The organism is Streptomyces sannanensis (assembly GCF_039536205.1).
Classification (GTDB): Bacteria; Actinomycetota; Actinomycetes; order Streptomycetales; family Streptomycetaceae; genus Streptomyces; species Streptomyces sannanensis.
This window is the reverse complement of sequence record NZ_BAAAYL010000003.1, coordinates 116,542-143,013: the sequence shown is the minus strand read 5'-3', so window position 1 is coordinate 143,013 and position 26,472 is coordinate 116,542. Positions and strand designations below refer to the sequence as shown.

General features: G+C 71.7%; 40 protein-coding genes. 37 read left to right on the top strand and 3 right to left on the bottom strand.

Translation table 11 applies throughout. The features are described 5' to 3' along the window. Nucleotides 1-16: 16 nt before the first annotated feature. Nucleotides 17-349 (bottom strand): GntR family transcriptional regulator, encoded by a 333-nt coding sequence (locus ABD858_RS35835; protein WP_345045722.1) that lies wholly within the window; start codon nucleotides 347-349, stop codon nucleotides 17-19. Nucleotides 350-525: 176 nt separating this feature from the next. Here ABD858_RS35835 and ABD858_RS35830 point away from each other — a divergent pair, with 176 nt between their 5' ends. The 16 genes from ABD858_RS35830 (at nucleotide 526) to ABD858_RS35755 (ending at nucleotide 12,905) form a co-directional block, all read left to right on the top strand. Further along, nucleotides 526-936, top strand: coding sequence for a hypothetical protein (locus tag ABD858_RS35830; RefSeq protein ID WP_345045720.1), 411 nt, complete (start codon nucleotides 526-528; stop codon nucleotides 934-936). Nucleotides 937-1,199: 263 nt separating this feature from the next. After that, nucleotides 1,200-1,697, top strand: coding sequence for a hypothetical protein (locus ABD858_RS35825; protein WP_345045717.1), 498 nt, complete (start codon nucleotides 1,200-1,202; stop codon nucleotides 1,695-1,697). 145 nt (nucleotides 1,698-1,842) lie between these two features. Then, nucleotides 1,843-2,118, top strand: coding sequence for a hypothetical protein (locus ABD858_RS35820; protein WP_345045715.1), 276 nt, complete (start codon nucleotides 1,843-1,845; stop codon nucleotides 2,116-2,118). Continuing rightward, entirely contained in the window at nucleotides 2,118-2,306 is a 189-nt protein-coding gene (locus ABD858_RS35815) for a hypothetical protein (RefSeq protein WP_345045712.1), read from the top strand. The genes ABD858_RS35820 and ABD858_RS35815 overlap by 1 nt, the downstream gene beginning before the upstream one ends. A gap of 158 nt (nucleotides 2,307-2,464) precedes the next feature. Further along, the gene (locus tag ABD858_RS35810) at nucleotides 2,465-2,773 is read left to right on the top strand and encodes a WhiB family transcriptional regulator (protein ID WP_345045710.1); all 309 of its coding nucleotides are present in this window, start codon (nucleotides 2,465-2,467) and stop codon (nucleotides 2,771-2,773) included. Nucleotides 2,774-2,882: 109 nt separating this feature from the next. After that, nucleotides 2,883-3,242, top strand: a complete 360-nt coding sequence (locus ABD858_RS35805; RefSeq protein WP_345045707.1) for a hypothetical protein — start codon at nucleotides 2,883-2,885, stop codon at nucleotides 3,240-3,242. Between the two features lie 240 nt (nucleotides 3,243-3,482). Then, nucleotides 3,483-5,204: a DUF2637 domain-containing protein gene (locus ABD858_RS35800; RefSeq protein WP_345045705.1), complete on the top strand. Its 1,722-nt coding sequence runs from the start codon at nucleotides 3,483-3,485 to the stop codon at nucleotides 5,202-5,204. A gap of 31 nt (nucleotides 5,205-5,235) precedes the next feature. Then, the gene (locus ABD858_RS35795; RefSeq protein WP_345045702.1) at nucleotides 5,236-5,397 is read left to right on the top strand and encodes a hypothetical protein; all 162 of its coding nucleotides are present in this window, start codon (nucleotides 5,236-5,238) and stop codon (nucleotides 5,395-5,397) included. Nucleotides 5,398-5,534: 137 nt separating this feature from the next. Next, nucleotides 5,535-6,083, top strand: a complete 549-nt coding sequence (locus ABD858_RS35790) for a hypothetical protein (protein WP_345045700.1) — start codon at nucleotides 5,535-5,537, stop codon at nucleotides 6,081-6,083. Then, the gene (locus ABD858_RS35785) at nucleotides 6,080-6,283 is read left to right on the top strand and encodes a hypothetical protein (RefSeq protein ID WP_345045697.1); all 204 of its coding nucleotides are present in this window, start codon (nucleotides 6,080-6,082) and stop codon (nucleotides 6,281-6,283) included. The genes ABD858_RS35790 and ABD858_RS35785 overlap by 4 nt, the downstream gene beginning before the upstream one ends. Before the next feature lie 123 nt (nucleotides 6,284-6,406). Then, complete coding sequence (locus tag ABD858_RS35780; RefSeq protein ID WP_345045695.1) at nucleotides 6,407-9,016, top strand: hypothetical protein; 2,610 nt, start codon at nucleotides 6,407-6,409, stop codon at nucleotides 9,014-9,016. A gap of 15 nt (nucleotides 9,017-9,031) precedes the next feature. Further along, entirely contained in the window at nucleotides 9,032-9,481 is a 450-nt protein-coding gene (locus ABD858_RS35775) for a conjugal transfer protein TraB (protein ID WP_345045692.1), read from the top strand. An 85-nt stretch (nucleotides 9,482-9,566) separates the two neighbouring features. Next, nucleotides 9,567-11,855 carry a hypothetical protein gene (locus ABD858_RS35770; protein WP_345045690.1) on the top strand — a complete coding sequence of 763 codons (2,289 nt, stop codon included), beginning with the start codon at nucleotides 9,567-9,569 and terminating at the stop codon, nucleotides 11,853-11,855. A 39-nt stretch (nucleotides 11,856-11,894) separates the two neighbouring features. Next, nucleotides 11,895-12,083, top strand: coding sequence for a hypothetical protein (locus ABD858_RS35765; protein WP_345045687.1), 189 nt, complete (start codon nucleotides 11,895-11,897; stop codon nucleotides 12,081-12,083). A gap of 44 nt (nucleotides 12,084-12,127) precedes the next feature. After that, entirely contained in the window at nucleotides 12,128-12,322 is a 195-nt protein-coding gene (locus ABD858_RS35760) for a hypothetical protein (protein ID WP_345045685.1), read from the top strand. 85 nt (nucleotides 12,323-12,407) lie between these two features. Then, entirely contained in the window at nucleotides 12,408-12,905 is a 498-nt protein-coding gene (locus ABD858_RS35755) for a hypothetical protein (RefSeq protein WP_345045682.1), read from the top strand. 81 nt (nucleotides 12,906-12,986) lie between these two features. Here the strand turns inward: ABD858_RS35755 and ABD858_RS35750 are convergent, their stop codons facing one another. Then, nucleotides 12,987-13,205 (bottom strand): hypothetical protein, encoded by a 219-nt coding sequence (locus tag ABD858_RS35750; RefSeq protein ID WP_345045679.1) that lies wholly within the window; start codon nucleotides 13,203-13,205, stop codon nucleotides 12,987-12,989. 93 nt (nucleotides 13,206-13,298) lie between these two features. Between ABD858_RS35750 and ABD858_RS35745 the strand changes: the two genes are divergently transcribed. The 21 genes from ABD858_RS35745 (at nucleotide 13,299) to ABD858_RS35645 (ending at nucleotide 25,317) form a co-directional block, all read left to right on the top strand. Then, entirely contained in the window at nucleotides 13,299-13,943 is a 645-nt protein-coding gene (locus ABD858_RS35745) for a hypothetical protein (protein WP_345045676.1), read from the top strand. Beyond that, nucleotides 13,931-14,074, top strand: coding sequence for a hypothetical protein (locus ABD858_RS35740; protein ID WP_345045674.1), 144 nt, complete (start codon nucleotides 13,931-13,933; stop codon nucleotides 14,072-14,074). Before ABD858_RS35745 ends, ABD858_RS35740 begins: the two co-directional genes overlap by 13 nt. Nucleotides 14,075-14,331: 257 nt before the next feature. Further along, nucleotides 14,332-14,793 carry an RRQRL motif-containing zinc-binding protein gene (locus ABD858_RS35735; RefSeq protein ID WP_345045672.1) on the top strand — a complete coding sequence of 154 codons (462 nt, stop codon included), beginning with the start codon at nucleotides 14,332-14,334 and terminating at the stop codon, nucleotides 14,791-14,793. Between the two features lie 30 nt (nucleotides 14,794-14,823). Beyond that, nucleotides 14,824-15,375 carry a hypothetical protein gene (locus ABD858_RS35730; RefSeq protein ID WP_345045671.1) on the top strand — a complete coding sequence of 184 codons (552 nt, stop codon included), beginning with the start codon at nucleotides 14,824-14,826 and terminating at the stop codon, nucleotides 15,373-15,375. A 4-nt stretch (nucleotides 15,376-15,379) separates the two neighbouring features. Then, on the top strand, nucleotides 15,380-15,667 hold the full coding sequence (locus tag ABD858_RS35725; protein ID WP_345045668.1) for a hypothetical protein: 288 nt from the start codon (nucleotides 15,380-15,382) through the stop codon (nucleotides 15,665-15,667). Between the two features lie 111 nt (nucleotides 15,668-15,778). Continuing rightward, the gene (locus ABD858_RS35720) at nucleotides 15,779-16,357 is read left to right on the top strand and encodes a hypothetical protein (RefSeq protein WP_345045665.1); all 579 of its coding nucleotides are present in this window, start codon (nucleotides 15,779-15,781) and stop codon (nucleotides 16,355-16,357) included. Continuing rightward, entirely contained in the window at nucleotides 16,354-16,692 is a 339-nt protein-coding gene (locus ABD858_RS35715) for a hypothetical protein (protein ID WP_345045663.1), read from the top strand. The genes ABD858_RS35720 and ABD858_RS35715 overlap by 4 nt, the downstream gene beginning before the upstream one ends. 1 nt (nucleotide 16,693) lies before the next feature. Next, complete coding sequence (locus ABD858_RS35710; RefSeq protein ID WP_345045660.1) at nucleotides 16,694-16,861, top strand: pRL2-8; 168 nt, start codon at nucleotides 16,694-16,696, stop codon at nucleotides 16,859-16,861. A 93-nt stretch (nucleotides 16,862-16,954) separates the two neighbouring features. Next, nucleotides 16,955-17,914, top strand: coding sequence for an AAA family ATPase (locus tag ABD858_RS35705; protein WP_345045658.1), 960 nt, complete (start codon nucleotides 16,955-16,957; stop codon nucleotides 17,912-17,914). A 98-nt stretch (nucleotides 17,915-18,012) separates the two neighbouring features. Further along, entirely contained in the window at nucleotides 18,013-18,315 is a 303-nt protein-coding gene (locus ABD858_RS35700) for a hypothetical protein (protein ID WP_345045656.1), read from the top strand. Nucleotides 18,316-18,406: 91 nt separating this feature from the next. Beyond that, on the top strand, nucleotides 18,407-19,084 hold the full coding sequence (locus ABD858_RS35695; protein WP_345045653.1) for a GGDEF domain-containing protein: 678 nt from the start codon (nucleotides 18,407-18,409) through the stop codon (nucleotides 19,082-19,084). Continuing rightward, nucleotides 19,081-19,521, top strand: a complete 441-nt coding sequence (locus tag ABD858_RS35690; RefSeq protein ID WP_345045651.1) for an ASCH domain-containing protein — start codon at nucleotides 19,081-19,083, stop codon at nucleotides 19,519-19,521. Before ABD858_RS35695 ends, ABD858_RS35690 begins: the two co-directional genes overlap by 4 nt. Then, entirely contained in the window at nucleotides 19,518-19,697 is a 180-nt protein-coding gene (locus ABD858_RS35685) for a hypothetical protein (RefSeq protein ID WP_345045648.1), read from the top strand. The genes ABD858_RS35690 and ABD858_RS35685 overlap by 4 nt, the downstream gene beginning before the upstream one ends. Before the next feature lie 116 nt (nucleotides 19,698-19,813). Further along, a complete protein-coding gene (locus ABD858_RS35680) occupies nucleotides 19,814-19,987 on the top strand; it encodes a hypothetical protein (protein ID WP_345045646.1) in 174 nt (57 codons plus the stop codon). An 11-nt stretch (nucleotides 19,988-19,998) separates the two neighbouring features. Continuing rightward, nucleotides 19,999-20,811, top strand: a complete 813-nt coding sequence (locus ABD858_RS35675; RefSeq protein ID WP_345045643.1) for an Lsr2 family DNA-binding protein — start codon at nucleotides 19,999-20,001, stop codon at nucleotides 20,809-20,811. Beyond that, complete coding sequence (locus ABD858_RS35670; protein ID WP_345045640.1) at nucleotides 20,811-21,278, top strand: hypothetical protein; 468 nt, start codon at nucleotides 20,811-20,813, stop codon at nucleotides 21,276-21,278. The genes ABD858_RS35675 and ABD858_RS35670 overlap by 1 nt, the downstream gene beginning before the upstream one ends. After that, on the top strand, nucleotides 21,278-21,460 hold the full coding sequence (locus ABD858_RS35665) for a hypothetical protein (RefSeq protein ID WP_345045638.1): 183 nt from the start codon (nucleotides 21,278-21,280) through the stop codon (nucleotides 21,458-21,460). Before ABD858_RS35670 ends, ABD858_RS35665 begins: the two co-directional genes overlap by 1 nt. 79 nt (nucleotides 21,461-21,539) lie before the next feature. Beyond that, a complete protein-coding gene (locus ABD858_RS35660) occupies nucleotides 21,540-22,199 on the top strand; it encodes a histidine phosphatase family protein (protein ID WP_345045635.1) in 660 nt (219 codons plus the stop codon). Between the two features lie 13 nt (nucleotides 22,200-22,212). Further along, complete coding sequence (locus ABD858_RS35655) at nucleotides 22,213-23,364, top strand: hypothetical protein (RefSeq protein ID WP_345045633.1); 1,152 nt, start codon at nucleotides 22,213-22,215, stop codon at nucleotides 23,362-23,364. Beyond that, on the top strand, nucleotides 23,364-24,305 hold the full coding sequence (locus tag ABD858_RS35650) for a phosphotransferase (RefSeq protein WP_345045630.1): 942 nt from the start codon (nucleotides 23,364-23,366) through the stop codon (nucleotides 24,303-24,305). The genes ABD858_RS35655 and ABD858_RS35650 overlap by 1 nt, the downstream gene beginning before the upstream one ends. Next, on the top strand, nucleotides 24,220-25,317 hold the full coding sequence (locus ABD858_RS35645) for a hypothetical protein (protein ID WP_345045628.1): 1,098 nt from the start codon (nucleotides 24,220-24,222) through the stop codon (nucleotides 25,315-25,317). Before ABD858_RS35650 ends, ABD858_RS35645 begins: the two co-directional genes overlap by 86 nt. A 138-nt stretch (nucleotides 25,318-25,455) precedes the next feature. Here ABD858_RS35645 and ABD858_RS35640 read toward each other — a convergent pair whose 3' ends face one another. Then, complete coding sequence (locus ABD858_RS35640) at nucleotides 25,456-26,394, bottom strand: hypothetical protein (protein ID WP_345045625.1); 939 nt, start codon at nucleotides 26,392-26,394, stop codon at nucleotides 25,456-25,458. Nucleotides 26,395-26,472 lie beyond the last annotated feature (78 nt).

The window sequence follows — 26,472 nt, the reverse complement described above, 5'->3', positions numbered from 1 at the left end:
GACGAGGGAGTCGATGTCAGTCATCCCGCCCCTGCTCGAGCTTGTCCAGACGTGCAGAAAGTTCGGCGACCTGGGATTCAAGCGCCTTTATGGCGAGCGTAGTTGGATCCTGGCCGGCGTTGCCCGAGGAATTGCTGACGAAGGAACCGCGACCCTGATGGGAGTAGATCAGTCCAGCGTTTCGCAGCTCGGTAAGGGCTCGCTGCACTGTGCCCGCCGCGACGCCGTACTCCTCCGAAAGCTCCCGGATGCCAGGAAGCTTCGTACCGGCTGCGAGTCGCCCCTGGCGGATCTTCTCGCCGTAGTCCTGGGCGATCCGTTGGTACGGCTGAACGGCCTCGTTACTCATGAGCGACATCGTAGGACGACCCCCTCAACTTAGCTAGGGAAGCTAGCTCCATCAACGAACCGCTTGACACGCCCCAGACTGTATCAGCTAAGTTAGCTATGTCGATAAGGTTGATCGGTCGGCAAAGCGCCACGTCGGGACCAACCGGCCCCGCTCCACGAAGGGAGCACCACCCCATGAACGCCTTCGTCTCCGCCCCCGCCGCCGGCCTCGCCGAGGTTTTCGACGCCGAGACCCTCGCCCTCCTGGACGCCGTTGAGGTGCCGCTCCCCGAGTTTGGGGACGACGTGGACCTGGACGTGGCGTTCGGGACGCCGCTGGAGATGTACGAGCCGGCGGGCACGCCGAGGGAGATGCGCCGGTACGCCGCCGCGATCGTGGCCGGGCCGAAGACCTCGTACTCCCGCCTGCGTGACGAGGCCGGCGCAGAGATCGCCGCCCGCATGGACGCGGCCCGGGACATCGTCGCGACGGACCCGTCGATCGCCGAGCTGGTCCGTGAGCGCCTGGTCGACGTGTTCCTCCCCTACGCCGCGCAGCTGCGCATCGCGCCGCCGGCCGCCACGCCCCTCCCGATCGCGGCCTGACGCCCCGCACCCCGCCGGGTCTTCGGACTCGGCTCCCTCACCCGGAACCGCCCTCGGGCGGCACCGGATGTGGGAGCCGGACCTTGGGTCCCTACCAGCACAACAGTTGAATCAGCCGAGTTGACGGACCGATAGGTCACGAGGTCGCCCGGCACGGCTCCACCCCATGCAGAGCAGCGATGCGCTGCCCACCTGTCGCGGCTTCGGTCGCGGCAGACGGAGAACGCATCGCAGTTTCCTTCTCGCGTTACCAGGGAGTTCCCTTGCGTCCCAGCACCCGTACCCCGCTCCTGCTCAGCCAGCTCCGGCCTGAGGACATCAACCTTCGAGAGGGCGAACGCCGTTCTGTCGTCTGCCCGGACTGCAACCGCTGGCACCCGATCCAGCGCCGCATGATCAAGACCCATCACCTGGACCGCACCGATCGAGGCGGCAAGGCGCCCCGCTGCCCTGGCAGCGCGCGCCGCATCGAGTTCGACATCCCGATCGAGGAATGGGGTGAGCGACTCCTGGCCGCAGAGGCCACCGCGAAGTTCCGCCGCGCTACGAACGTCGTGCGTAAGCCACAGCCCGCCGTCTCGCAGCCCGTGAGCCGGATGGGCGTCCCCGAGCCCAGCGTTGTCAACGGGTTCCTCGCTCACCAGGCCGGCTGCCGCAAGTGCCGCACCAACCGTCCTTGCGACTACGGACTGATGCTGCGCCAAAAAGTACGCCGTATCGCGACGCAGGCCCGCCAGCGGCAGCTGGCCACTCAGCGATAACACGACGAACAACCACGGCCGCCCCCACCCCGAAGCGTCGGGATGGGGGCGGCCGTGGCTGCTCGTACGACAGCCGAGAGACGACGGCCCCAGGGGCGCAATCCCTGGGGCCGTCAAGGACCTGTTGGGAGGCCCTGTGATCACCATGATGGCATCCGTAACCGGCGGACTGATCGAAGACCTCGAACGTGAGGACAACGAGAAGGGCTACGAGCCGGACGAGACCGAGGGGCGCTACCCGCGGCTCCTCATTCTGTTCACGGTGCGGGGCGCGACCACCCTGCCCGCTCTCCAGCCGCACGGCAACGGCGGTCAGTGGCAGTGCGACCGCTGTGGCGGCTGGTTCGGTGTCACCTACTGGACCTGCAACGCCTGCCAGGCCCTGGGCCAGCTGATCGCAGCTGCACGGAAGGTCCGCTGATGGCTAAGCCTTCGGACGACCTGTACCGCCGCTACATGAAGGCGTTCCAGGACTCCACCAACCACACCAACGACTGCGCGGCCTGCCAGGCCGGCCAGGACTGCCCGGAGGGAGCGCCGATCCACCAGCGCTTCGCCCGGCTCCAGGACGCCTACCGCGCACGCCAGTCCAAGCAGCAGCGCCGCTGACCCCCGGCATCGCCCGTCGTCCCTGCCCTCACCGGCGGGGTCGGCGGAGAGCGTCGGGATGTCACCCCGCTCCGGCCCTTCCGGCCGTCGACACAGAACAGCCCCGGGGTCGCACCCCCGGGGCCGCTTCGTACTACCGGACCTTCTGGGAGGCCCTTATGCAGACCATCGTACGCACCGCCCCCTACGGCTACGGCGCCATCTCCACCGCTGCGCCCGTCCGGCCCCGCCCGGCCTGCGCCGACGCGGACCCCGAGCTGTTCTTCCCCATCGGCAACACCGGCCCGGCGCTGCTCCAGATCGAGGAGGCCAAGGCCGTCTGCCGCCGCTGCCCCGTGATGGAGACCTGCCTCCAGTGGGCGCTGGAGCACGGCGAGGACACCGGCGTCTGGGGCGGCCTCAGCGAGGACGAGCGCCGCTCCATGAAGCGCCGCGCCGCCCGCCAGCGGGCCGGCAACGCCTCCTGATCCGTTCTGGCGGCTGCCTGATCCGCCCGCACCGGCCGCTGCACCACGGCGGCCGGGACGGGCGGTGAAGGGGAGCCGGACAGCCCGGACCACAGTCGAGGGAGGCCACATGGCCACGACGATGACCCCGCTCCAGCCCGGCACGGAAGCCGCCGCCCAGGCCGCCGCGTTCGCGATCTTCGGCAGCGACATCCCGCCGATCGACCCGGAGGACTACAGCGGCAGCTGGCGCACCACCCTCCACGTCATCGCGGAGGAGTGGGTGGGCGAGGGCCGCTTCGAGCGGCACGCCGCCCGCACGGCGACCGCGCTCAACGAGCTGTTCGCCACGCAGCAGCGGTACGGCGTCGGCTCGCCCGAGGCGCTCGCCGGCGGCAGCGCGCTCCAGCCGCTGATCGACCGCTGCCGCCACTTCGGCATCACCACCGCCGACCTCCGCCGGCACGGTGCCCGGTTCCCCGAGAGCTGATTTCGCTCCCGCCCGGCGGGAGCGGCAGACAGTTTCGGGCCCGCCCCGCAGCGCTCCCCCGCACCGGCCGCCCGCACCTCGGGAGGCCGGCCTTTCCGTGCGCCCGGAGCGGGTAGAGCCGGTGCCAGTTTCGTGATCAACCGCCCGCACCGGCCGCCGTTTCGGGAACGCACCCCTCGCGTTCGGGAGCACCGGCCGCCGTTTCGACCCCGCCCTGAACGACCCCTTCCGGAGGCCCCCATGACGATCACCGACATGCCGCAGACCGCGGCTCCCGACACCCCCGCTTCGCACCCGCCGGGCCGCGCTTCGGGTGCACCCGAGAAGGTTTCGGGTACGGCCCGGAGCGTTTCGAGGCCGGACAAGCGGAAGACGATCAAGGCCGACCGCGACCGGCTGATGACCGCCCTGTCGCTCGTCGCCGCGATCGGCGGAACGCTGGTCGGCGTCATCGGCTTCGCGATGTCCTACAGCACCCTGGCCAAGGTCGCCCTGAACTGGGGATTCAGTAAGGAACTGGCCCCCTGGTTCCCGGTCGGCGTCGACGCCAGCATCATCGCGTTCCTCGCCCTGGACCTGTACCTGATCCGCAAGGGCACCCCGTGGCCGCTCCTGCGGATGGCCGCGCACGCCATGACGGGCGCGACGATCTGGTTCAACGCCAGCTCACAGGGCCACATCGGCGGCGACCCGGTGCAGGCCGCCAGCCACGGCGTCATGCCGATCCTGTTCGTGATCGGCGTGGAGGCCGCCCGCCGCCTGATCATCCAGAAGGCCAGGCTGGAGGCGGGAACGGTCACCGACCGCATCCCGCTGCACCGCTGGATCCTCTCCCCCGTCGCCACGCCGGTCTTCTACCGCCGGATGCGGCTGCACAACGTCACCTCCTACCCGGAGATGATCCGGCGCCAGCAGGAGCTCATCGGCTACGAGCAGTGGCTCAAGCGCAAGCACGACGGCGACCTGAGCAAGGCCACCGAGGACGAACTGCTGCCGATGAAGATGGCCGCCCATGGCTACACCGTCTCCGAGGCCCTTGCGATGCCTGAGCAGCAGGAACGTGCTGCGGAGGCCCGCGCGGAGGAGGCGGAGCGTCGGCGCCTGGACGCGGAGACGCGCCAGGAGCTCGCGCGCAAGCAGGCCGAAGCCGACCGGCTGGAGGCGGAGGGCAAGCTCGAGGCCGTCCGCGCCCGGGTGGAGGGCGAGACCGGCCAGGCCCGTGCGCACGCCCGAGCCCAGGTCAGCGCCGCTGAGCGGGCCGCTGAGCTGGAGGAGGCCGCGCTGGAGACGGCCGTCATCGCCGAAGCCCGCGCCCGTGAGGCGGAGGCGGAGCGCAAGGCGGCCCAGGAGCGTGAGGCCAAGGCCGCCGCGGACGTCCGCGCGGCGGAGCTGGAGCGCCAGGCGGCGGAGAAGCGGAAGGAAGCTGCGGAGGCCGACCGGGTCGCCGCGGCGGAGGCTCAGGCCATCGAGACGGCGGAGATCGCGGAGGCCCGGCAGCGTGCTGCCGAAGCCGATCGGGTCGCCGCCGAAACGGAGAAGGCCGCTGCCGAAACCCGCCGCCGCGCCGCCGAAGCCGATCGGCTCACGGCGGAGGAGAACGAGCGCAAGGCGACCGCCGACGCGAACACGCAGGCGGCCCGCAAGCGTGAAGCCGAAACCGAGTACGCCGCCGCCGAAACCCGGCTCGCCGCTGCCGAAGTCGAGCGGCGCGCGGTCGAAATCGAGGACGCCGCGAAGCTGACGCCGCGCGAGCGGGCGGTCCGCAAGGTCGCGCGCATGGCGCTCGCGGCCGGCGCGGTGTTCGTCGGCCTGGACGCCGACGGGATGCACCGGGAGCTGTGCCGGGTCGTCTCGATCGCTGACGTCCAGCGCGAGTTCGACGTGTCGTCCACCGACACCGCCTCCAAGTACCGCCAGGAGGCCGTCGCGCTCATCGCCGACGGCTACCGACCCCAGCAGTGACCTGCGCATTCACCGAAGTGAGGAGTTCGACATGAGTACCCCGACGTACGTGGTCGGCGTGGTCCTTGCCCTGGTGGCTCTCGCCACCGTGCTGGCCACGCCGTTCCTGCTGGTCCACTCCCGCACCGAGCACGACCACGGCCCCGGCTGCTGGTGGTGCCACCCTCGCCTGCTGCCGCGCAAGCGGCGCTGACCTGCACGAACCGCAGTTTCGACGGTTCCACCGGCCCCCGAGATGCCGTCAACACCTCGGGGACGTGGTGAAGGCGCCGAAACGCCACGACAAAGCCTCCCAGATCGCCCCCGCCCCGAGAAGGAGAACCCCACCTCATGGATATCAACGCACTGTTCACGGATGAGGGCCTTCGGGCTTTCACCGCGACCGTCCGCGACCAGCACGTTCGCGATGCCCAGCAGTACGGGCAGATCGCCGACATCGTGCGTCGGCGCCTGGAGCAGACGCCGATCGAGGGCGACCGCTGGATGGCCAAGAAGATCCGCGCCTGGAAGGTGTCGCGGCAGCTCAGGGCCATGCAGAAGGCGTCCGGCGAGGCCGCGAGCAAGGCGGAGGCCCTGTACGCGACCTACGTCAACCAGGTCCTGGAGCTCCCCCAGCGCAGGGCCGCGGCGGAGGCCCGGAAGCTGGAGCGCAAGACCGGCCGCCAGGCCGCCCTGGGCGCCGCCGTCGCCAAGTCCCTGGACAAGACGGTGACCTCGCTGGGCGCCCCGGCCGACCAGGCGCCGGGCGCCGTCCCGCAGGCGAGGCCGGCGGAGTTCGTGGCCGCCGACAACCCCTGGCAGCAGTGGCCGATGGCGGCCGGCGGTGAGCGGCCGACCACCTCGATCAACGACTACTTCCCGAAGGGAGAGCAGCGTTGACGACGCCTCGGCAGACGCAAAACCGCGCGAAGCACTGGAACGCGCGGATCGCGGAAGCCACGACCGACCAGGAGCGGGCCGGGGTCTGGTACGACGCGTGCCGGACCCTGGCCCGCCAGGTCGAACGGGACGGCAAGCCGAACCTGTGGCCCGCGCTCACCAAGGCGCTGCACGACTTCTACAAGAACAACGGAGGGTGACGAAGTTCTTCTTCATCACCGCCTCCTCCTCGCCGCCTGGAGCACCCCAAGGCGCGCGCGTGTCGTGCGCGCGCGAGGATGCCCCAGGCGGTGACCGTCTGTCAACTCCGAGAGGGAGACGTCATGGCCGACGACGACGGCCCCAACAACTTGATCCACTTCCCCCGCGTGGGCTACACCGCCCCGGCAGACCCCCCCGCGGAACCCCCCGCTTCGGCCCCGGCCGATGTGCCGTTCGCCGCCCCCGCAGACGCCTCCCCGGCCACGCCCGAAGCGTTTGCACCCGCGACGCGAACCGACCCGATGGGCGTCATCGAGGCCCTGCCCGAGCCCGGTCTCGGCACCCCGTTCACCGCCGACACGGACCCCGCCGCGGCCCCCGTCGCGACGCCCGCGACGGGCGGCGCGATGGTCCCCGCGACGTTCCGTTCGGAGGGTGCGCAGCCCGCCGCGCCGCGTCTGGGATCGCTGTCCCTGGCGGCGATCCTCGCGGTGTCCCTGGCTGCCATGCGCGGCATCCACTCCGCCGTCGCGACGGGCCGGGCTAACCGGGAACAGCGCGAAGCGGTCGCGAAGACCGCCAGCACCGCCAAGGACAGCTCCTCCGGGGGCGGTTCGAAGAAGCAGGTGCAGCCCAGCCACGAGTACGGCCGCAAGACGCTCCAGCGCGGTCCTGGCGGCTCGGGAGGCCGCTCCGGCGGCTTCGGTCCGGGCAGGTCCGGGCGGGGCGGCAGCGGGTCGTACAGCGGCTCGGGCGGCCGGGGGCGCGGCGGGTCGACGACCCGCTCACCCAGCGGCTCCGGCGGCGGCTCCCGGGGCGGGCGCGGCGGCGGTTCGGGCTCCGGGCCCGGCCGCTCCAACTTCGGCTCCGGCGGCGGCAAGGGCGGCTCGGGAGTCACCCCGCTGCGCCGCACCTTGCAGGGCGGCGGCGTGAACCTCAAGAAGAACCGCGGCCCCGGCTCCTCCGGGTCCGGCGGCTCCGGAGGTTCGGGCGGCGGAGGCAGGGGACCGGGCAGCGGCGGCGGTGGCGGGCGCAAGCGCTCCCCCAACGGCGGTGGCGGCTCCGGCTCCTCCGGCGGGGGCTCCACCACGAACCGCAAGCGCGGCCCCGGCGGCACCAGGTCCGGGGCTGGCGGTTCGTCCGGCGGTCCGGGCAAGAAGCGCGGACTGGGCTCCGGGACGGGCACCGGCAAGACGACCGGCCCCGGTACCAAGAGCCCCGGCAAGGGCACGGGGTCGGGCGGGAAGACCACGCCCGGCACCACCAGCTCGAAGGGCCCCGGCACCGGCAAGGGCACGACGACCGGCCCCAAGAGCGGGACGAAGAAGTCGCCGCGCGGTACGACCGGCCCGTCCGGGATCCTGCGCAAGAAGCCCGGCACCACCACCTCCGGCACCGGACCGAAGACGAAGCCGAAGGGGAAGGGCAGCAGCGGCGCGGGCACCACGGCGCCCGGCAGCAAGCGCGGCGGGAAGAAGGGCAAGACCCGCTCCGGCAAGGGCGGCACCGGCCCGGCCTCGGTGCCCAAGGCGCCGGGCGGCAAGTCCCGCAAGGGCAAGAAGATCACGCTCACGCCGGGCATCGCACACGGCACGTTCGCGGCGACCGACAAGTACGGCTGCCGCTGCCGCAAGTGCCGGCGCTTCCAGAAGGAGTACAGCCGCAAGGTCCTGGGGGCGATGAAGTCCGCCGCCCGGGGCCGGACCACCTTCGGCGAGGCCGTGCACGAGACCGCTGAGAAGCGGCTCAAGCGCCGCCGCAAGAAGATGCGGCCGCCCATCGTCACCAAGGTCAAGGTCAAGAAGCCGAAGAAGAAGACCGGCCCGAAGACCAAGACCACCAAGCCCGCCGGTCCCGCCGCGAAGGCGCCGGTCGGCCCGGCCGCGGCGGCACCGACCCGCCGCACGCCCTGGTCCACGGCCAAGGCGAGGGCCCGCAACCGCGCCCGGATGCGCACCACCACGGTCCCGGGCCCGCGCCCGGCACCGACGCCCGGCCCGGCCACACCGCCCCCGACGCCGACTCCGGCCGGTCCTCCCGCAGCTGCACCGGCCCCGGCCGCCGCGGTTGCCGGGACCGCCCCGGCTCCGGCTCCGCCGGGCGGCGGCACGGTGCCGGGCACCGGCACCCCGCGCCTGTCGCCGTTCGAGGCGATGGGCATGGCGACGGCCGCCTCCGCTCCGGCCGGTCCGATCACGGTGGAGCGGGCCGACTCCCCGGCATCCGGCCCGGCGACGTCCGGCGCGGGCCTCCCGGCCGGCACCTCGACCTCGAGCACGAAGGAGAACAGCGTGAGTGACGCCTGGCTGACGAAGTGGGGCAGCGGCAGCGTCGCGGACATGGACGCCCAGCACGAGACCGAGGTCACCCTCGACGACAGCCTCGACCTCCTGGAGGAGCTCACCGAGCAGTCCTTCAAGACGCACGAGACCTGCCGCAAGCTCTCCGCGAAGGCGCGGGAGATCCGGCACGAGCTGGACGAACTCGCCGCCGACCTGCGTTCCACGCACAACGTCATCGGCCGTATGACCGGCGCCGCGATGGCCAAGCTGGCGGAGTCCATGGAGCTGCTGGCCCGCAAGGCCGACGAGATGGCCACGAAGTCGCTGACGGCCGCGGAGCTCTCCGAGACGACCGAGAACGAGATGTTCGAGGCCTACCGGCCCCTTCAGCAGGCCACCGAGGACATGGGCCTGGAAGTGCCCGCCGCCCGCGTCCACAACGAGAACTGATGAGGAGATCAGCACGTGAGCGACAACCTCCCCGCCATCCCGGGCATGAACAAGGGCGTGGCCAGCAGCACCGGCAGCGCCAGCACGGGCAACGGCTTCCTCGCCCTGGCCGGCCGGACCGCCAAGCTCGCGGCCTCCGCCCTCTTCCTCAAGGAGGGCATGCACCTGCTCCGCTCCCACATGCAGGCCAACGCCAACGCGGCCCTGCGCCTGTCGGAGATGTGCGGCCAGGCCGAAGTCGAGCCCAAGTTCACCTCGATGATCGAGGACACCTCCGCCGCCCTCACCGGGGTCGCGGAGGCGTCCGGCGAGATGGTCAACGCTGCCGACGCCGTCGACACCGACGCCCGCGGCTTCAACGGCGCGCACGACCGGGAGTACCGCCCCGGCTACGAAGCCTCCAACGGCTCCGGAGTCCGCCAGGCCAAGCCCGGCTTCTACCGGCGCACCGGCCGCCGCCGCTGAACAACCCCACCCCGCAGCAGCAGGGGCCGCACCCGGACCACCGGGCGCGGCCCCTGCTGCTGCCTGTGCCTGAACGGAGGCAGTGATGAGCACCATCGACCAGGCGGCGCTGGCCGCCGACACCACCAAGCGCGTCCCGGGCCACGTCATCTACCGGCGCGTCCTGGCCGAACGCACCTCCTACGCCCTCGCGGCGGCCGGGATGGCCGTCGGCCCGCAGCTGGACGACAGCGCCTGGTCCTACATCGCCTCCGGCGGCATCGGAGTGGGCACCCTCGCCTGGCTGTACGCGAAGACGAAGGACCCCGAGCAGGGCCTGAGCGCCCTGACCCGGGCGCAGCGGGCGATCCCGTTCCTGACGGCCACCGGCACCTACCTGGCGAACCTGATCACCCCCGGCTTCAACTGGTGGGAGGTCGTCGCCCCGGCCGCGTGGGCGTCCCTGATGGGCTGGATGGCGCCGCTCACCCGCAGCGCCGGCCTGGTCCTGGAGCTCAGCGAGCACCAGGCGCAGGCCGACCCCACCAGGGAGCTGACCTACACCGAGTTCCTCGCCGCGAAGTGGCAGCAGGCCACCGGCGACGGCACCCGCCTGGTGTCCATCACCCCGTTCCGCGCCGACCGGCCCGACTTCGAGGCCGTCGTCGTCGCCCAGGCCGGGAAGGCGGTGCCCACCTTCACCGAGGTGCAGCTCGCCGCCGCGTTCGACTTCCCGGTCGGCACCGTGAAGCTGCGCCCGGTCCAGGGCTCCGGGCCCGGCCGGATGCGGCTGGTCGCCCGCCCCACCTCCGAGGACGTTGAGGCCGTCGCCGAAGGCATCCGGGGGCTGTGGGAGAGCGCGGTCGCCGCCCCGGGCAAGGCCGCCCCCGGCGTCGAACTGCTCGACTACCGGGCCGAACCGCACCGCATCGTGCTGCTGGTCGCCTCCCCGCCGGGCAAGGAGATCCACCTGCCGCACACGGCGATCTGCTCCGCCTTCGGCATCGACGACCCCTCCCGGCTGGTCATCGAGACCGACGGCATCCGCCAGGGCGTCGTCTCCATCTACAAGACGAACCCGCTGATGAAGGTCCGCAAGGCCACCGTCGAAGACCTGACGATGGACGCCAAGGGCCGCGTCACCATCGGCGTCTGCCACGACGGCAAGCCCGCCCGGATGCGGCTGTGGGACCCGAGCCAGGGTGCGCTGCGCGGCATCACCGCCGGAGTCACCGGCGCGGGCAAGTCCGTCCTGCAGAACCTGATCCTCGCCGCGGAGAAGCGCTCCGGCGTCGTCTCCTGGGTCGGCGACGTCCAGGGCGGCATGAGCCTCCCGGAGGCGGAGGGCAGGGTCGACTGGTTCGCCAAGGGCCCGGTGGAGACGCTGCTGATGCTCACGGCCGCGCACGCGGTCATGAAGTACCGCGAGCGGCTCTCCAACGAGATGGGGCGCGGCGACTTCGCGCTCGGGCGGCCGTGGCCGCTCATCAACATCACGCTGGACGAGATCAACCGGCTGCTGTCCCACCCGGACGAAGCGATGCGCAAGGCCACCGCCTACCTCATCGCCGACATCCAGAAGACCGGCCGCAAGGTCGGCATCGGCATCCGGCTCGCCGTGCAGTCCCTGCACCTCAAGGACCTCGGTGACGACGACGCGATCCGCCAGCAGGGCAAGGTCGGCGCGCTGTTCCTCATGCGCACCGCCTCCTCCTCCACCAAGGAGATGGGCCTGGACGGCATCGCCCCGGCCGGTTTCCAGATGGAGAACATCCCCGCCCGGATCTACGAGAACGGGCAGATCGAGGCGCTGTTCTCCGGCAAAGGCGACGAGGACGGCGAGTCCACCGCGGGCATGGCGTACATGTTCCTCGACGGCCGGGCGAAGTTCATGCGCACGTTCTTCGCGGAGAAGGTCGACGGCGTCTACCCCGACCTGATCGCCCTGTACGGCGAGGACCCGCCCACCGGGCTGACCGAGGGCGAGGCCAAGGCCGCGCAGGCCGGGGCCGCGATCTACGGCGTGCGGCACACCAACCCGTACGCCGACTGCGACACCATCGCCCAGGCGTTCGCCGACGCACCCGGCAGTGAGTCGAAGGCCGGCACCCCGGCACCGGACGACGTCGACGGCGACAGCGGCGAGGCACCCGCCCCGTTCGAGACGCCGTTCGGCATCCCGTTCGGCGACAGCGGCCCCGACATCGGGGAGGAGCCCGGCCTCCAGGACCAGATCCTCGACCTGCTCGCCGACGGCCCCAAGCAGCTCAAGGAGCTGCGCGACGCGCTGCCGGGCTTCCAGCCCTCCAGCGTCAGCAACGCCTGCACCCAGCTCAAGGCGAAGGGCCTGGCCACCACGCGCAAGCGCGGCCACTGGCAGCTCACCGACAGCTGACCTGCACCCACCACCCACTCACAGAAGGAACCGATCCCCGTGGTCCTGTCGATTTCCCTGGTCGTCCTGCTCGGCATCATCGTCTTCGTCCTGGTGCGCACCGGCTACCAGCGGATCATGCCGGGCGTCGCCGTCTGCTTGTTCGGCTTCTTCCTCGCCAACACCGGCATCGCCCCCACGATCACCAGCGCCGTCTCCTCCGTCGCCGGATGGATCAGCAGCTTCTGACCCGCCCGATCCCACCCCGCCCGAACGTGAAGGAGAGCACGACGATGAAGCGCCCCCTGGTCCTGGTGGTCGACGACGCCGCCGACGTCTTGGCGGCCAGCCCCGAGGCCCGCGCGCTCGTCACCGAGCTGCTGCGCACCGGCCGCCGCAACGGCCTGGTGGTCCGTACCGAGGACCGCTGGCCGCTGTGGCAGTACCCGACGCTGAGCGCGCTCGAGGACGCCGCCGCCCGGCAGTAGCCCCGCCCGCTCCCCCGCCCCCTGCGCCCTCCCCGCCCAACCGGCGGGGAGGGCGCCCCGCGTCTGCCCTGAAACGGAGATCACCGTGGACTTCAACCACATCACCCGCCCGCTCACCGACGACGAAGCCAAGGCCGAAGCCGAGCGGATCATCGCCCGGTCCTTCCAGCAGTCGCTGCCGCCCGTGCGGCACATCCCGACGTCGTTCCGCGACGACACCCCGCTGCCGGCGTACGGCGACACCCCGCCCGTCCATCAGGACGACAAGCGGATCGTGCCCGCGTGGGCGGCCGGGATCGCGGTCGCCTCCATCGGCGTCGGCGCCGGCATCACCGGCATCGGCTGCGGGGCCTGGCTGGTCCTCCAGGGCCTGGCCTCCGTCACGCTCTACGGCGTCCTCATGGTCACCCTGCCGTTCGCGGGCGTCGCGATGGTCGCCACCGCGATCGGCGGCGCGTTCAGCAAGGCCCGCCGGTCGGTCTCCAAGACGGTCTACGAGGGCCCGGTCACCCAGAACACGCAGATCAACAACACCAGCAACCAGCGCGGGATGTTCTCCCGCACCCGCAACGACGTCCGCTGACCCGGGCGCCCTGCCTCGTATCCGACACCTCGCCCGCGGGCCGGGGCTTCGGGTGCGGGACAGGCCGTCCGGCCTAACGGATCAGTCGTAGTCGATCCAGATCCGGCCGTCGCCGTCGACCTCGGCACCCCGGATCTGACCGTCGACGATCGCGCCGTTGATCGTCACCTCGACGTCGTAGTCCACGTCGATCCACAGCACACCGTCGTCGTCGGTGAACGCGGGCCAGATCGTCCCGTCCGTGTCCACGACGTTTTTGAAGACGACTTCCTCCGGCTCATCGCGGGTGAACCACCCCATCGCAGCCGTCTCCCCTCTCTCCGGGCCCGTCGCACACAGCTTGGCCCACTCGCACGCTCCGTGAACACCACATCGACACCTTGGAGTTGCCCCGTGCCGACCAACGACAACACCCCCGGCCGCCACCAGGAGCTCGCTTACCTCCCCGTCCCGTTCCCGAAGGCACCGGCGAAGCCGCCGCGGTTCGCCGCGCTGCGCAAGGCGGTGCGCGACGGGTGGAACCGGGCCTGGGACGTCGACGGCGTCCTGTACGAGATGTGGGACGACGTCCTCAGCGCCCCCGAGGACGGCCTGCGCCACATGGCGCCCTGGCTGCGCGCCGTGCTGATGACGGCCGGGGTCGCCTTCGTCGTGCTGATGGCCAAGGCCGCCGGCGACGTCGTCCTCCAGGCGCTCCACCAGATCCTCACCGCCGTGCCCAAGGTGCAGGTCGGCGTCGACACCTCCAGCGGGGTCGCCGCCGTCGTCGACCAGCCGGTGCGCACGTACATCGCGCAGCACTCCGCCGGCCTCCCGGTCGCGGCCTCCACCGTCTACAGTGGCTGCTCACCGGCATCACCGGCCTGGTCCTCGGCTACCTCTCCCGGAACAACGGCGTACGCGCGATGTGGACCGGGTGGGGCGCGGTCACCGTGTTCATGGTCTGGACGACCACCCCCGAGGCCAGCCGATCCGTCGCGGCCGGGCTCGCCGTCCTCGCCTGGACGTTCCTGTCCGCGTTCGCGATGCGCGGCCTGACCCTGCGCCGCCGCGTCGTGGCCGGGCGCCCGGCCAAGGTCACCGTCAAGCCCGAGATCTACGTCCCCGTGCAGCCCCCGGCCCCGGCCGCCGAACAGCACCCGCACAGCGGCTGCCCGTTCCGGGACTGACCTCCGGTCGCTCCGCCTGGTCCTCGCCCACCCCGATCGCGGGTGGGCGAGGGCCGGACAGGCCGACCGGCCACCTCGCGCCCCGCCGACACAGCACGACGTCGGCGGGGCGCGGCGCTTGCTGTCCACCGACACCAGGAGGAACCGCTCGTGCTCATCCCCCGCCCGCGCCGCCGGATCGGCCGGCCCCGCCCGCAGCGCCCCGGCCCCCGCTACCCGCAGCGTCCCGCCCGGCTCCCCGGTACCTGGAGCAGGTGATGCCCCGCCCCCGGAAGAGGCGCCGCCGCGAGGTCAAGCGGGTGCCGCGCAGCACCGCGACCTTGGAAGAGTTCGACCGGCGCACCTGTCCCGAGGGCCTGGTCACCCGCAGGCAGTTACGCGAGCGCGGCCTGAGCCCCGGCGGGCACGGCCCGGTCGCGGTCCTGCGCTGCAAGGGGTGCTCCTACCGGCCCGACCAGTCGTGCAACCACCCGACCCGGGCCTGGCTCTACAGCGTGGAACTCGCCCGGCCGAAGCGGACGCCGACGCTCGCGCAGGAATGGGCGCTGGACCGGGCGATGGCCGCGAGGTCCACCTGCCCGCAGTGCCGCCGGAGGTACTACTTCTGCCTCCCGCTGCGCACCCAGGGCTGCTGCGACCCCTGCGCCCGGGGCTACGAGCCCAGCCCCGACACCTACTTCGCCTCCACGGCCTCGGTGACCCACCGGCTGGCCGCCTGATCAACGATCCTCCCGAAGGAGAAGTCACCGATGCTCAGCAGCCTCTTCGCCCGCCGTCCCGACGTGCAGGACCCGGCCCTGTGGACGCCGCCGGGAACGACCGTCGTCCAGCGCTACCGCAACACCCTCGGGCCGCTGGAGGGCGCGATCGTCCTCGTCTACACCGCCGCCAGCGACCGCAGCTCTTACTACGCCGCCGCGTGCCTCGGCTGCACCTACCGCGCGGCCAGCAACGACCGCCGCGCCCGGCTGACGGAGACGGAGGCCGCCGACCTCGCCAACGCGCACGCCGCCAACTGCCGTGCGATCAACCGAGGCGTCCCGGCGATGCCCGACGACACGAGCGCCGCGCAGATCGTGCGCAGCCGCCTGTGGAGCAAGCGCAGCTACGGCACGTCGCCGCACCACGTGCACCTGATCGACTTCCACGAAGACCGCGTCGACCTCCAGCGCGACGACGACTTCATCAAGCAGGCGATGTTCGAGCTCGTGCGGACCGAGGGTCACTTCCTCCAGGCCGTGCCCGCGTACAGCGGCACCGGCACCCGGTTCCTGGTCCAGCCGCACCCGCCCCGGAAGTGACCCGGTGCGTACCCGCACCGTCGTGCTCCTGGCGGCCGCCGTTCCGGCCGTGGTCGCCGCGGCCGCCGTCGCGCTCAAGGCCGGCCACTGGCGGCTGTACGCCGACCGGCACCGCATCACGCTCTCGCCCCGGCCCCGCCGCTCCTGCCCCGACTGCCGGGGCGCGGGCGGCTGGCGGGTCGGCGGCGCGCACCCGCAGATGGAGGCGTGCGGCTGCTGGTCGGACCGGCGCGAGCTGCGCGTCCGGCTCCTGCCCGTCCCGGCCTGGCCGGACAACGAGCCCCCGTTCTGAACGACCCGACCCCGGCCGGTTGGCCGGGGTCGGACCGCCGGGTGGCCGCGCATCGGCAAAGGGCCGGCCACCCCGCTCCCTCACCCTCTTGAAGATCAGGAGAACCCCAGCATGCCCCGTCTCACCACCGAGCGTCTGGCCCTCTTCGGCACCCTGCTGGCCACCTTCGGCGAGCTGCACCCCCTGTGCGACCACTGGGTGCAGGGGTCGAAGACGGCGATGCGCAAGCGCCTGTACGGCGAGGACCTGGTCCACGCCGACGGCTTCCCCGCCACGCCGGACTCCACCCGCCCGACCATGACCACCAGCGCCCTCGGGCGGCGCGCGGTGGCCTGCCACGTCGCCTCGTACACCGCCGTGCAGCTCGGGGCGACCGTCGCGATCACCCGCGCGTTTGGCTACCGCGTCACCCCGACCGCGCTGCTCGCCGGCGCGGCCATCAACGCCGGAACGCACGCCGCGATCGACCGCGGAGCCGTTCTGCTGTGGCTGGCGAAGAAGACCGGCAAGACCGGCTACATCGAGCACTGCAAGGCCGCCCGCGTCGACGACGACGGCAAGGCCACCGCGGAGCTCACCGGGCCGGGCAGCGCGTGGATGGAGCTGGACGCGGCCCTGTACCGCTCCATCGGCATCGCGGCCGCCGCCGTCACCACCTGGCTCACCACTCGCCCCGGCGCCCGCCGGTGAGCCGCACCCGCCTCGAACGCGTCCGCGCTGCGGTCGGGATCGCCTCGCTGGCCCTCCAGCAGATCGAGGACGACCTCAGCGCCGACGACGTCGACCAGGAGGAGCTCGCCGCGATCCTGCGCGAGCTCATCGAGGACACCGACCCGCCCGGCGGCTTCATCGCGGCCGTGGCGCAGATGGTCTCCGTCGCCGCGCGCCGTGCCGAGCAGATCGAGCCCGACCGCGACGGTGACGCCTCCTGCCCGCTGCACGAAGTCTCCGCCCTGATCACCGACAACGCCGGGCAGCGCCTCATCTGGGCTGCCCGCGCCCTTCACCCGCAAGGAGACAGCTGAGATGGCGAGCGCGAAGGCGACGAACCCGCCCCGGGGGCAGTGCACGCAGTGCTGGTTCCACGCGTACGCCAGTCGTGAGGCGCACGCCGGGCTCGGTCCGCGTCAGGACTGCCCGCAGTGCGTGGACCACATGAAGAACGGCCACCCCGCCCACATGATCGTCCGCTGACGGCGCTGCGCGAAGCCGCCGCCCTGCTTCCCCCACCACCGCCGGGCAGCGCCTCATTCGCTGCCCGGCCCCTCACTCTCAAGGAGAACCCGCATGACCGAGCTGATCTACCCGGAGATGCCCGAGCGCAGCCTGGTGGTCCTCATCGGCCCGTCCGGCGCCGGGAAGTCCACGATCGCGCGCACCTGGCCCGCCTCGCAGGTCCTGTCCCTGGACGCGCTGCGCGAGGTCGTGAGCGACGACGCGGGCGACCAGGACGCCACCGGCGACGCGGTCGCCGCCCTGCACCTGCTCCTGGAGGCGAGGATGCGCCGGCGCCTGTTCACGGTGGTCGACGCAACCAACGTCACCAGGGCGGCCAGGGAGCCGCTGGTCGCCGCCGCCAAGCGGCACGACATGCTGCCGATCGCGGTCATGGTCGCCACCCCCGGCAGCGTCTGCATCGAGCGGCAGGGCCCGCGGCCGGCCAACCGCACGGTGCCCGAGGCCACGGTCATCAAGCAGCGCCAGGACATGGTCGACTCGCACCGGACCCTCAAGGCGGAGGGCTTCCCCGAGATCGTCTTCTCGGACAGCCTCTACCGGCTGCTGCCGTTCCTGGAGCGCCTGAGCGGGGCCCGGCAGGCCGACCTCGGGCTGGACGGCGGTGACGGTCTCGGTGACCTGAACCTCGTGGCCCGGATGTTCGGCGAGGAGATCGTGCCGCTGTGGCGGTGGAAGCCCGGCTCGGACGTCGCCGGCGGCGACCGCGTCGCGGAGATCCGCTTCGGTCAGCAGTACCTCACCCTCGCCCTGCGCACCGACGTGGACGGCGAGGGCGACGTCGGGTTTGACGTGCTGGTGCCGTGCCCGCATGACGACGAATGCGACGGCTACGCGTGGGTGCCCGCCTACAGCGTCACCTGCCTGTTCCGCGCGCTCAACGGCGACCTGGACGACGACGAGGACATCGTCCGCACCGTCCACGGCCCGAACAACGGCGACGACCAGGACGACGACCCCGAAGGCCGCGCCGACCTCGAAGCGCAGGCCCTCGAAGCGATCTCCGGCTGACGGACTCTCCGTGCTGCCCCGGCCCCGGCTCACCGCCCGGGGCCGGGGCGGTCGCGGTGGTCCCTCAACCGCCGCGATCACGAGAGGAGCTGGACGTCATGAACCTGCGCACCTACGAGGTCGACGTCCCCATACACGACACCGCCCACCCCGACCGGCGCGGCGTGCACGTCTTCACCGGCGAGGCCGACTCCCCCACCGCGGCCCTGCGGCGCGCACACGAGGTGTACGACGCCGCGCTCGCCGCGCACACGGCCGGACTTGAGATCCCCGGCAAGCAGCCGGACAGCTGGGGAGCGCGCGGGCTTCGGCCCGGCTGGCAGATGGAGTGGCCCGCCGCGAAGGCCGGCCTCTGGCACAACCCCGTCAGCTGGACCAGCCGCAGCGACTTCGCGCTGTAGCTCCGCCCCGGGACAGCCGCTCTGCTTGCCGGCTTCGTCGGCTGCCCCGGGCCCATCCCAACCCGTACGAGACGAGAGGGAGATCCTCATTATGGGCTCAGTCCTGCACACACAGGCCCGGTTCGGGCAGCGTGCACTCTTACTGACCGCCGCCGCCGTTCCGCTGACCGGCTGGACCGTTCACGCCATCGCCCTGCACCGGCGCCTGGCCGCCGCGAAGAAGGACCCGCTCACCGGGCTGCTGCGCCGCGACGCCTACACCGCCCGGGCCCGGCAGGTCCTGGCCCGCCACGGCGACGACGTGTGCGTGGTCCTGGTTGACGCCGACCACTTCAAGGACGTCAACGACACGCTCGGGCACCCGGCTGGGGACGCCGTCCTCGCCGCGTACGGCACCCGGCTGACCGCCTGGGCAGGCCGTAACGCGTCCGTCGGCCGGTTGGGCGGTGACGAGTTCGCTGTCGTGCTGCCGATGTCCCGCGACTGCCGCGAGGTCCGCCTCGCGACGCTGGTGAGGATGCTGCACACGTCGGTCGTCCTGGACGACGGCCGCACTGTCGACGTCGCCGCCTCGGTCGGCGCTGCGACCCCGGACGTGATCGGCAGCCGCGACCTGTCCGCGTTGCAGCGGGCCGCCGACGCCGCCCTATACGACGGCAAGCACTTCAGCCGCGCGCACCTCGCCACCAGGAAGCACGCCACGGTGCCGTCCATCAACGGCCGCCGCGCTGGCCGACCGGGCACCGCCGTGTGGGGGCGAGCCGCATGAGCCCTGCCACCTTGCCCGAGGACGACTGGATCCGCGGCATCAGCATCAGGCAGCCGTACGCAGGTTGCATCCTCGCCGGTGCCAAGACGGTTGAGAACCGGCCCACCCGGTGGTGGCCGGGCTGGGTGCTGCTGCACGCGAGCAAGACCATCGACCAACGCGCCCTGCGCATCCCGCTGATCGGCCGCACGATCCGCGGCGGCGAGCTGACGCGCGGCGCGGTGGTCGGCATCGCCCGGATCACCGACTGCCACAAGGACCCCGAAGGCTCCCGGCCCTGTACGGAATGGGCGCAGCCGGGCGCGTGGCACCTGGTGCTCGCCGACGTCCAGGAGCTCCCCCTGCCCGTCCCCGCACGCGGGCAGGTCGAGTCCTGGAAACCGTCGCCGGACCTGGTGGCGCAGGTGCTCCAGCAGCTGACCGACTCCCGGCCGTGACCCGCACGCGAGGCAAGAAGCCGCTGTTCGAGCCGGGCCTGGTCCCGGCTCCCGGCGCCCTCCTCGACTGGCGGGACGGCCAGCACTTCGACCGCTGGCAGGACCGCCCCTGCGTGCTGTGCGAGCAGCCCACGCCGATGCGCTCCCACTACGGCGAGCCCGTGCACAAGGCCTGAGGACTGGATCGCCGCGAACCCCACCGAGGCCCGCCTCGGACGGTTCGCCTCCGACATCCAGCCCAAACGCCGGCGCGACGACGACCACGCCTGAACCCCTCCAGATGGAGGCCCCCTTGAGCAGCACCAACCGCGACGTCGACCACGCCCTCGCCTATCCCGAGCCGCCCGCTCATCCGTTGTGGCACCGCCACGGCGCGAAGGCCCGGCCGCTCACGCCCGCCCAGCAGGAGCGCAACCGCGAGCTGTTGGACCTCGCGCAGCGCAAATCCCGCACCACCGCCGCGTAGGAGAGCCGGTCGTGTTCACCGACATGAAAGAGGCCCTCGAAGCCGAGGCCCTCGAACTCACCCCGCTCGGCAGCGACCAGAACACCGCCGCCTCCCTGGTGGTCGCCCACCACGCCCGCGACAAGGACGACCTCGCCGACCTGCTTGACGCCCTCGGACTGCCCTGCGGCGAGGACGACCTCGTCACCCTGCTTCCCCACCTCACCACCCCCGGCCCCCCGAACCCCGGAGACACGATGCCCGTCAACGCCTTCACCGCCACCGCCGCCTCCATGCTCGCCAACGGCGACAGCCCCGACCACGTCCGCAAGACCCTCGGACTGTCGGAGGGCGAACTGACCGAAGCCCTCCAGCACACCCGCACCCCGGACTCCGAGGCCAGCGCCCTCCAGGCGGCTGGTCCCGCGACCGACAGTCCGGTGGACAGTGACGGGATCGAGGGCCTGCTCTCCTGGGCGAAGGACCACCCGGCCGCCAGCATCCGCAACCGGGCCGCCCGCATCCGCGGCGACCTGTCCGAGCTGACCGCACGGCGCGAGGCCGACGACGCCCAGCACGAGGCCGAACAGCGCGTCGCCAAGCTCAAGGCGGAGCTGGAGCAGGCGCAGGAGGACCTGCGCGCGGTGAAGGCTGGCAGCCGTACCACCGGGGCCGCCGCAGCTCCCGCGCCGACCGGTATCCAGCGCAGCAAGGAGGAGCTGGACGCGATCCGGACGTGGGGGCGCGCCAACGGCTACCAGGTCGCCGACCGGGGCAACCCGGCCAAGGCCGTCCTGGACGCCTACGAGACCGCCCACACCACCACCCTGGCGGAGGCGAGCTGATGTACGCCAAGCCCTTCACGGTCGACGGCTTCCTCTCCGCCATCCCCGCCCCCGGCACCAGCCCGGGAACCGCCCGGTTCGAGCTGATCTCCTCCCCCACCGACGACCCCTCGGACGACACGGTGGTCTCCTGCACGACCGACGATCCCCGGATCGCGGACGCGCTGCTCACCGAGATACAGCCCGGCGACCTACTGCACGTGACGGGATTCCTCATCTCGCCCGGCACCCTGACGGAGCCCAGGCTCGCGGTCGACGCCCTGGAAGTCCTGGCGACCGCACCGGCGAGGGCGCTGCGGGAGATGGTCCTCGACAGGTACGGCGACTACGTCGTGGTGTTCGACGCCGACACGGACGCCGTGCCCGTCTTCACCGCGCTCGGGCAGTGGGTCGGCCTGGCGGACAATCCCGACGCCATCGCCACCCTCATCGACATCCACGAGCGTGTGAACGGTGGTGACGCCTGATGACCGCCACCACCGCGCAGGCCCGCACCGTCCTGGAACGGTTCCCCGCCGGAGGCCCCCGCGGCTCCCGGCCAGCGGAAGAGTTCGCCGCCGCCCAGCGCGCCCAGGGCACCAACGCTCAGGTCGTGATGGACCTCGGCAGCGACCAGTTCCTCGTGGTTGCCAACGTCACTCCCCAGTAGCCCCCGAACACCATGCGCCGTGCCCGCCTTCCGTGCGGGTACGGCGCTGTCCGGCACGACACCTTCACAGGGGATGAAGATGCTCTTCCTCGTTCGCCACGCCGAATCCATCGAGAACGCCACCAAATACACCGGCTTCTACGAGAACCCCCGTCCGTGGACCGGGCCGGCCGCGCATGCCCTGTCCCGGGACGTTGTCGGCCTGACGCCCCGTGGCTTCCTCCAGTGCCTGTGGCTGCGGCAGACGCTGCGGGACCTGACCGGACCCGACCCGGCGATCCGCACCTCGCAGTACCGCCGCGCCCTCGACACCGCCGCGCTTGCTCTGCCCGGCCTGCCCTACGAGGTGACCGCGCTCCTCAACGAGCAGCACTACGGCGCAGCCACCTACATGACCAAACAAGAGCTGTACGCCACCTACCCCGAGGGGACGGAGGACCGGCAGACCCGCAAGCACCTGTGGACGCCCCCCGGCGTCGGCGGGGAGTCCCTCGCCTGCGGCGTCCTGCGGCGGGCCACAGCGTTCGTCGACGGACTGCATACCGCGTCCGCGCCGGATGTCGTGGCGTTCACGCACCACACCGCGATCCTCGCGCTGCGCGCGGTCCTGGAGCGCCGACCGGTGACCGAACTGGTCGACGAGGCCCGTATGCGCAAGACACCCAACGCCGCCGTCCTGGTCTACGAACAGGCCGACGGCCTGTTCCACGCCCGCGGCACCGTCCAACCGGACTGCTGAGGAGGCCGCGGCCATGAACATCCTGTACATCAACGGGCCCGTACAGAACGGCCCCTTCACCATCGCTGACAAGCCGGGCAAGGCGGCCGGTATCCGCGCGGCCGAAGCACTCAACACCCTCCTTGGCACCGGGCCAGCCCCGCATCTGTGGAACACCGTCACGCTGGCCGGAGACCTGTGCCACCGTGACGCCCCCGACCAGGAAACCGTTGCCCGGCAGGAGCGGGAGGAACGCGCGATCGCCGGCAAGTACGCGCCGGGCGCGGCCCCGGTCGGCGGGGTTCTCACCGACACCACGCCCGTCGTGGCCGCCCTCGCGCTGGAGATGACCGAACGCCTCCTGATAGAAGGCGCCCTGACGGTCACTCCCACCACAGTCCACCTCTGCTCCCGCTGCGGTCACATGACCGGCGCCGTCCCCCACGCCTGCCGGGCGTGCGGACACCAGGGCTCCCGGCCACACACCCGGCGACTGCTGGTCTGGGACCGGCCACCGGGCACACCAGTGCTCGCACGTGACGACTTCCACGCCCACCGGGCCCGGCCACCAGGACATCTGCTGACCATCGCCCAGAACGTCCCGGAGCGGCTGATCCTCTCCCGCACCCGCGACCACGGCATCAGCCTCGCGCCGCTCGGGCTCGACGGCCTGGTCCTGGACCCCCGGGCCGGCCTGCACGTCACCGTGCTGGCTGCAGCCGCCCGGTACAGCGCTGTGCAGCCGGTGATGACGGTCACCGAGAACGCCGCGGCGAACGTCGCCGCCTACGGGGCCCTGTTCCGGCGGCACAACGGAACGCGGCTGCGGTACGCGCTGCACGGGCGCATCCCGTACGACGACACCGCGGCGCTGCAGCGGCTGTGCGAGGTGCACCGCGTCAGCCCGGCGCTACGAGAGCTGTTCCTCGCCTGGTTCCTGCCCCTGTGCTCACTGCACCTCCGGGCGGGCATCACTGCGGCACAGCTCCCGGGCCTGCTGAAATTCTGGCGCCGCGCCCACCTGGCGCGGCCGGACACACCCGGGAGTGACGTCCTCGCCGAACTGCGGCGTCGCGTCGCGGCGGGTGATATGCGCTGGGTCATGGACGTCCGGACCCTGTCCCGGGCCATTCCCGACTACGGGGTCACCCACGGCTTCGCAGAGGGGCCGGAAGGAGCGAGCTGATGAACGAGAACAACTGGCGGTTCGTCAAGAAGCGGACCGCCGCCGACGGCGCGGTGTACGTCTCCGCCGACGGAACGCGCTACCGGCGCACCGGCGGAGCCGAGCTTCAAGCGGAGACCGAATTTCAGCGCCGGATCGCGGACCTTAACTACCCGGTCCCGCACGTCCTGGAGGAGGGCGTCAGCGACGACGGCCGCTACTACGTCGTGGAGGAGTCGCTGGGCGACCAGACCCTGCACGACCGGGCGGTGGCGTCACTGGACGGCGGTCGCGACCTGCCCGACGACGTCGCCGACACCGCCGCGCAGGTCGCCGCCCGGCTGCTGCGCGCCCAGGCCGGCCACCTTGTCCAGCCCACGCCCGGCACGCTGCGGCAATGGCTCGACAGCGCCGGGTTCACTCAGAACGTCTTCCAGGAGAACCCGGACCTGGACAACACCCGCACGCACGCTGCGCTTGATCACGCGCTGGACCGCCTTGGCGCGGTTCCGCTGGTGGCGGGCCACCTCGACTACGGCCTGCCCAACGTCCTGGCGGCCGGGGTCATCGACTGGCAGCACCACGGCTTGGTGCCACTGGGATACGACGTCCTTCCGGCCCTGGAAATCATCGCCTTCAAGGGCGGCAGCAAGGGTTACACCGCCAGCTCCGGCCAGCGGCGCCGCTACCTCGCTGCGCTGGACGAAGCGAGCCTGAACGCAGCCGGACAGCCGGTCAGCCAGAACCTGGGCGCCTACCTGCTCGTCAAGGCCCTGTTCTTCCTGGCCCTGATGCGGCCCACCGATCCCTCCCGTACGGACAAGCACCTGAAGTGGCAGTACCGCCGTCATCTCTTCACGAAGGGACTTGAGCAGTATGAGCGCACCGGGACGGTCGATACCGCCCTCTTCCCCGGCCTCGAAGAGTTCGCCGCTGGGCACCGCGCTGGCGACCATCCGTGACCGCGACTACCTCCTGGATCGCGCCGGGGTGATCTTCAAAGTCATCGGCGATGTCCATCCCGGCACGCACTTCCTGGGGTACGTCAAGTACTACCCGGACGCCCGCGGCGACCGGGTGCTGTTCGGCCGGACGTACCGGCAGAACAGCGTCGTGTCCAAAGCGTTCGGGATCCTCGCCGACCGGCCCGAGTGCTACCTCTACTCCCCCGCCGTGGGGTGCGTCATCACTGGCGTGCCCCGCGAGGACATCGTCACCCACTACTCCTGCCGCCAGACCCTCGCCGCACTGCACCAGGCCCCCGGCCTCCTGGACCAGACGGCGGTCAGCGAGGACCTGCTCGCCATCATCAACTGGATCGTCGCGGCCGGCGCTGCGGACGTCATCGGCGTGACCGGGTCCTTCCTGGTCGGTGCCTGCAATGCCCGCTCCGACATCGATCTGGTCTGCTACGGGCTGCGCGGCTACGAGGCGGCGCAAGCACTGTTCGCCGAACGCGCCCTCATCCACCCCTACGAGGGCGAAACCCTCACCCGGCTGTACGTGCGGCGCGCCAAGTACATGGTGGGGGGAAGCTTCGACGCGCTAATGCGCCAGGAGGCCCGCAAACTGCAGGGCCTCACAGCCGGTGCGGGGGCGCATATCAACTGTGAGCCGCTGAGGGCCGACGGCGACAAGACGTTCGCCGGGGTGGTCGCCAAAGAGGTAGGGGCGATCTCCGTCCTTGCCCGGATAACGGATCACTCCGAGGGCCTGGTCACGCCGGCGCTCTACGGGATCGAGGTGGACACCGTCACCGAGTCCACGGTCGACGAGCCGTCCGTGTTCGCCCGCCGGATCACCCACCTTCGCAGCTACCTCGGCGCGTACACCGGGGCGTTCCGCACCGGCGACGTCGTCTACCTGTCCGGCCGGTTGGTCCACATCCAAGGACCCAATGCACACAGCGGCTTCGGCATCGAGCTAACCCCCTGGTCGGCAGCCGAGTCCTTCCTCGCGAACCTGACCCGCTGAGCCATGCGCACGGCGTCGACCGAGCACGGCGAAGGCCCGCACTCCCCGCGCACGGAAGACGTGCAGGGGGTGCGGGCCTTTTGTGCTTCAGGGGCGTCGCGACCGCGGCGGAAGGTCAGAAATTTCTGCTGCTAACTCTCAGCTGGCGGCGGCTCCGGTCTGCTCCGAGGCTGCGGCAACGGCACGGTTGGCGGCGGCCAACCGCTTCACGACACGCTGAATTTCGGTCTCCAAGCGCTCCAGGTACTCGCGAGTTGCGGCCGCATCAGCTTCCAGGGCGGCCTGTACCGCAGACGGCGCCAAAGGCGAGTAGACACGTTCCTTGAGTGAAGTGGTCGCCCGCTCAAGGACCGTGATCGCGGCGGGGACGGATGGCACGGTCGGGGGGCAGAAATTTCTGACCTCGGTTCCTGAGCAGAGATCGAAGGCGCGGTCAGGCCCCTTGCGATCGAGGCGAGCAGCGCGGCAGTCGGTCGCTTCTTGCCCTGCTCCACGGCCTGAGCCAGGCCCTCGGTCATGACTACCTGAGCGGCCTCCAGGCCCTGACTGGTGATCACGTCCGCCATCACCTTGCGCGCACGCCCGCGTCAGATGCTGCGCGAGGTCGGGCCCCAACTCGCTGATTGCCCGGATGCGTGCCGCGTCTTGCAGCAGCTCGAAGAGGTACTTCGGCTCGACGCCGAGTACGCCCGCTGCCCACACCGAGAAAATGGTGTGACCGGCCACCAGGTGCAGCTCGCGCTCCTGGGCGACCTCCAGCAGCACCGCCTTGTTCAGGATGATGAAGTCCTTGGCACGCTTACCAGCGAGGTCGATCTCGTGCAGGCGCTCGGTGACGTAGGCCAGCTGCTCCTCAGGAGTGCCGGTGATGTCGTCGGCGCTGAGAACCCGCCCACGAGCGAAGACGCTGGGCTCCTGGCCATCGACCGAGCCCTGCTTCGCGGCGGCCGTCGCTGCGCGCTTCTGCAGCTCAGCTGGGACTGCGGGGTCGACTGACGAGTCCGCAGCCTTCTTCAGGCGGCTGTTGCCCGCCGCGATCAGCTTGTTGCCGGCGCGACGACGGGCACCTGCAAGCACTGGGCGCTCACCGGATCCGGTGCATCTCCGCGCGGATCCCGTGGGCGCCTGGCCGGCCAGCACTACGCTCGATCCGTA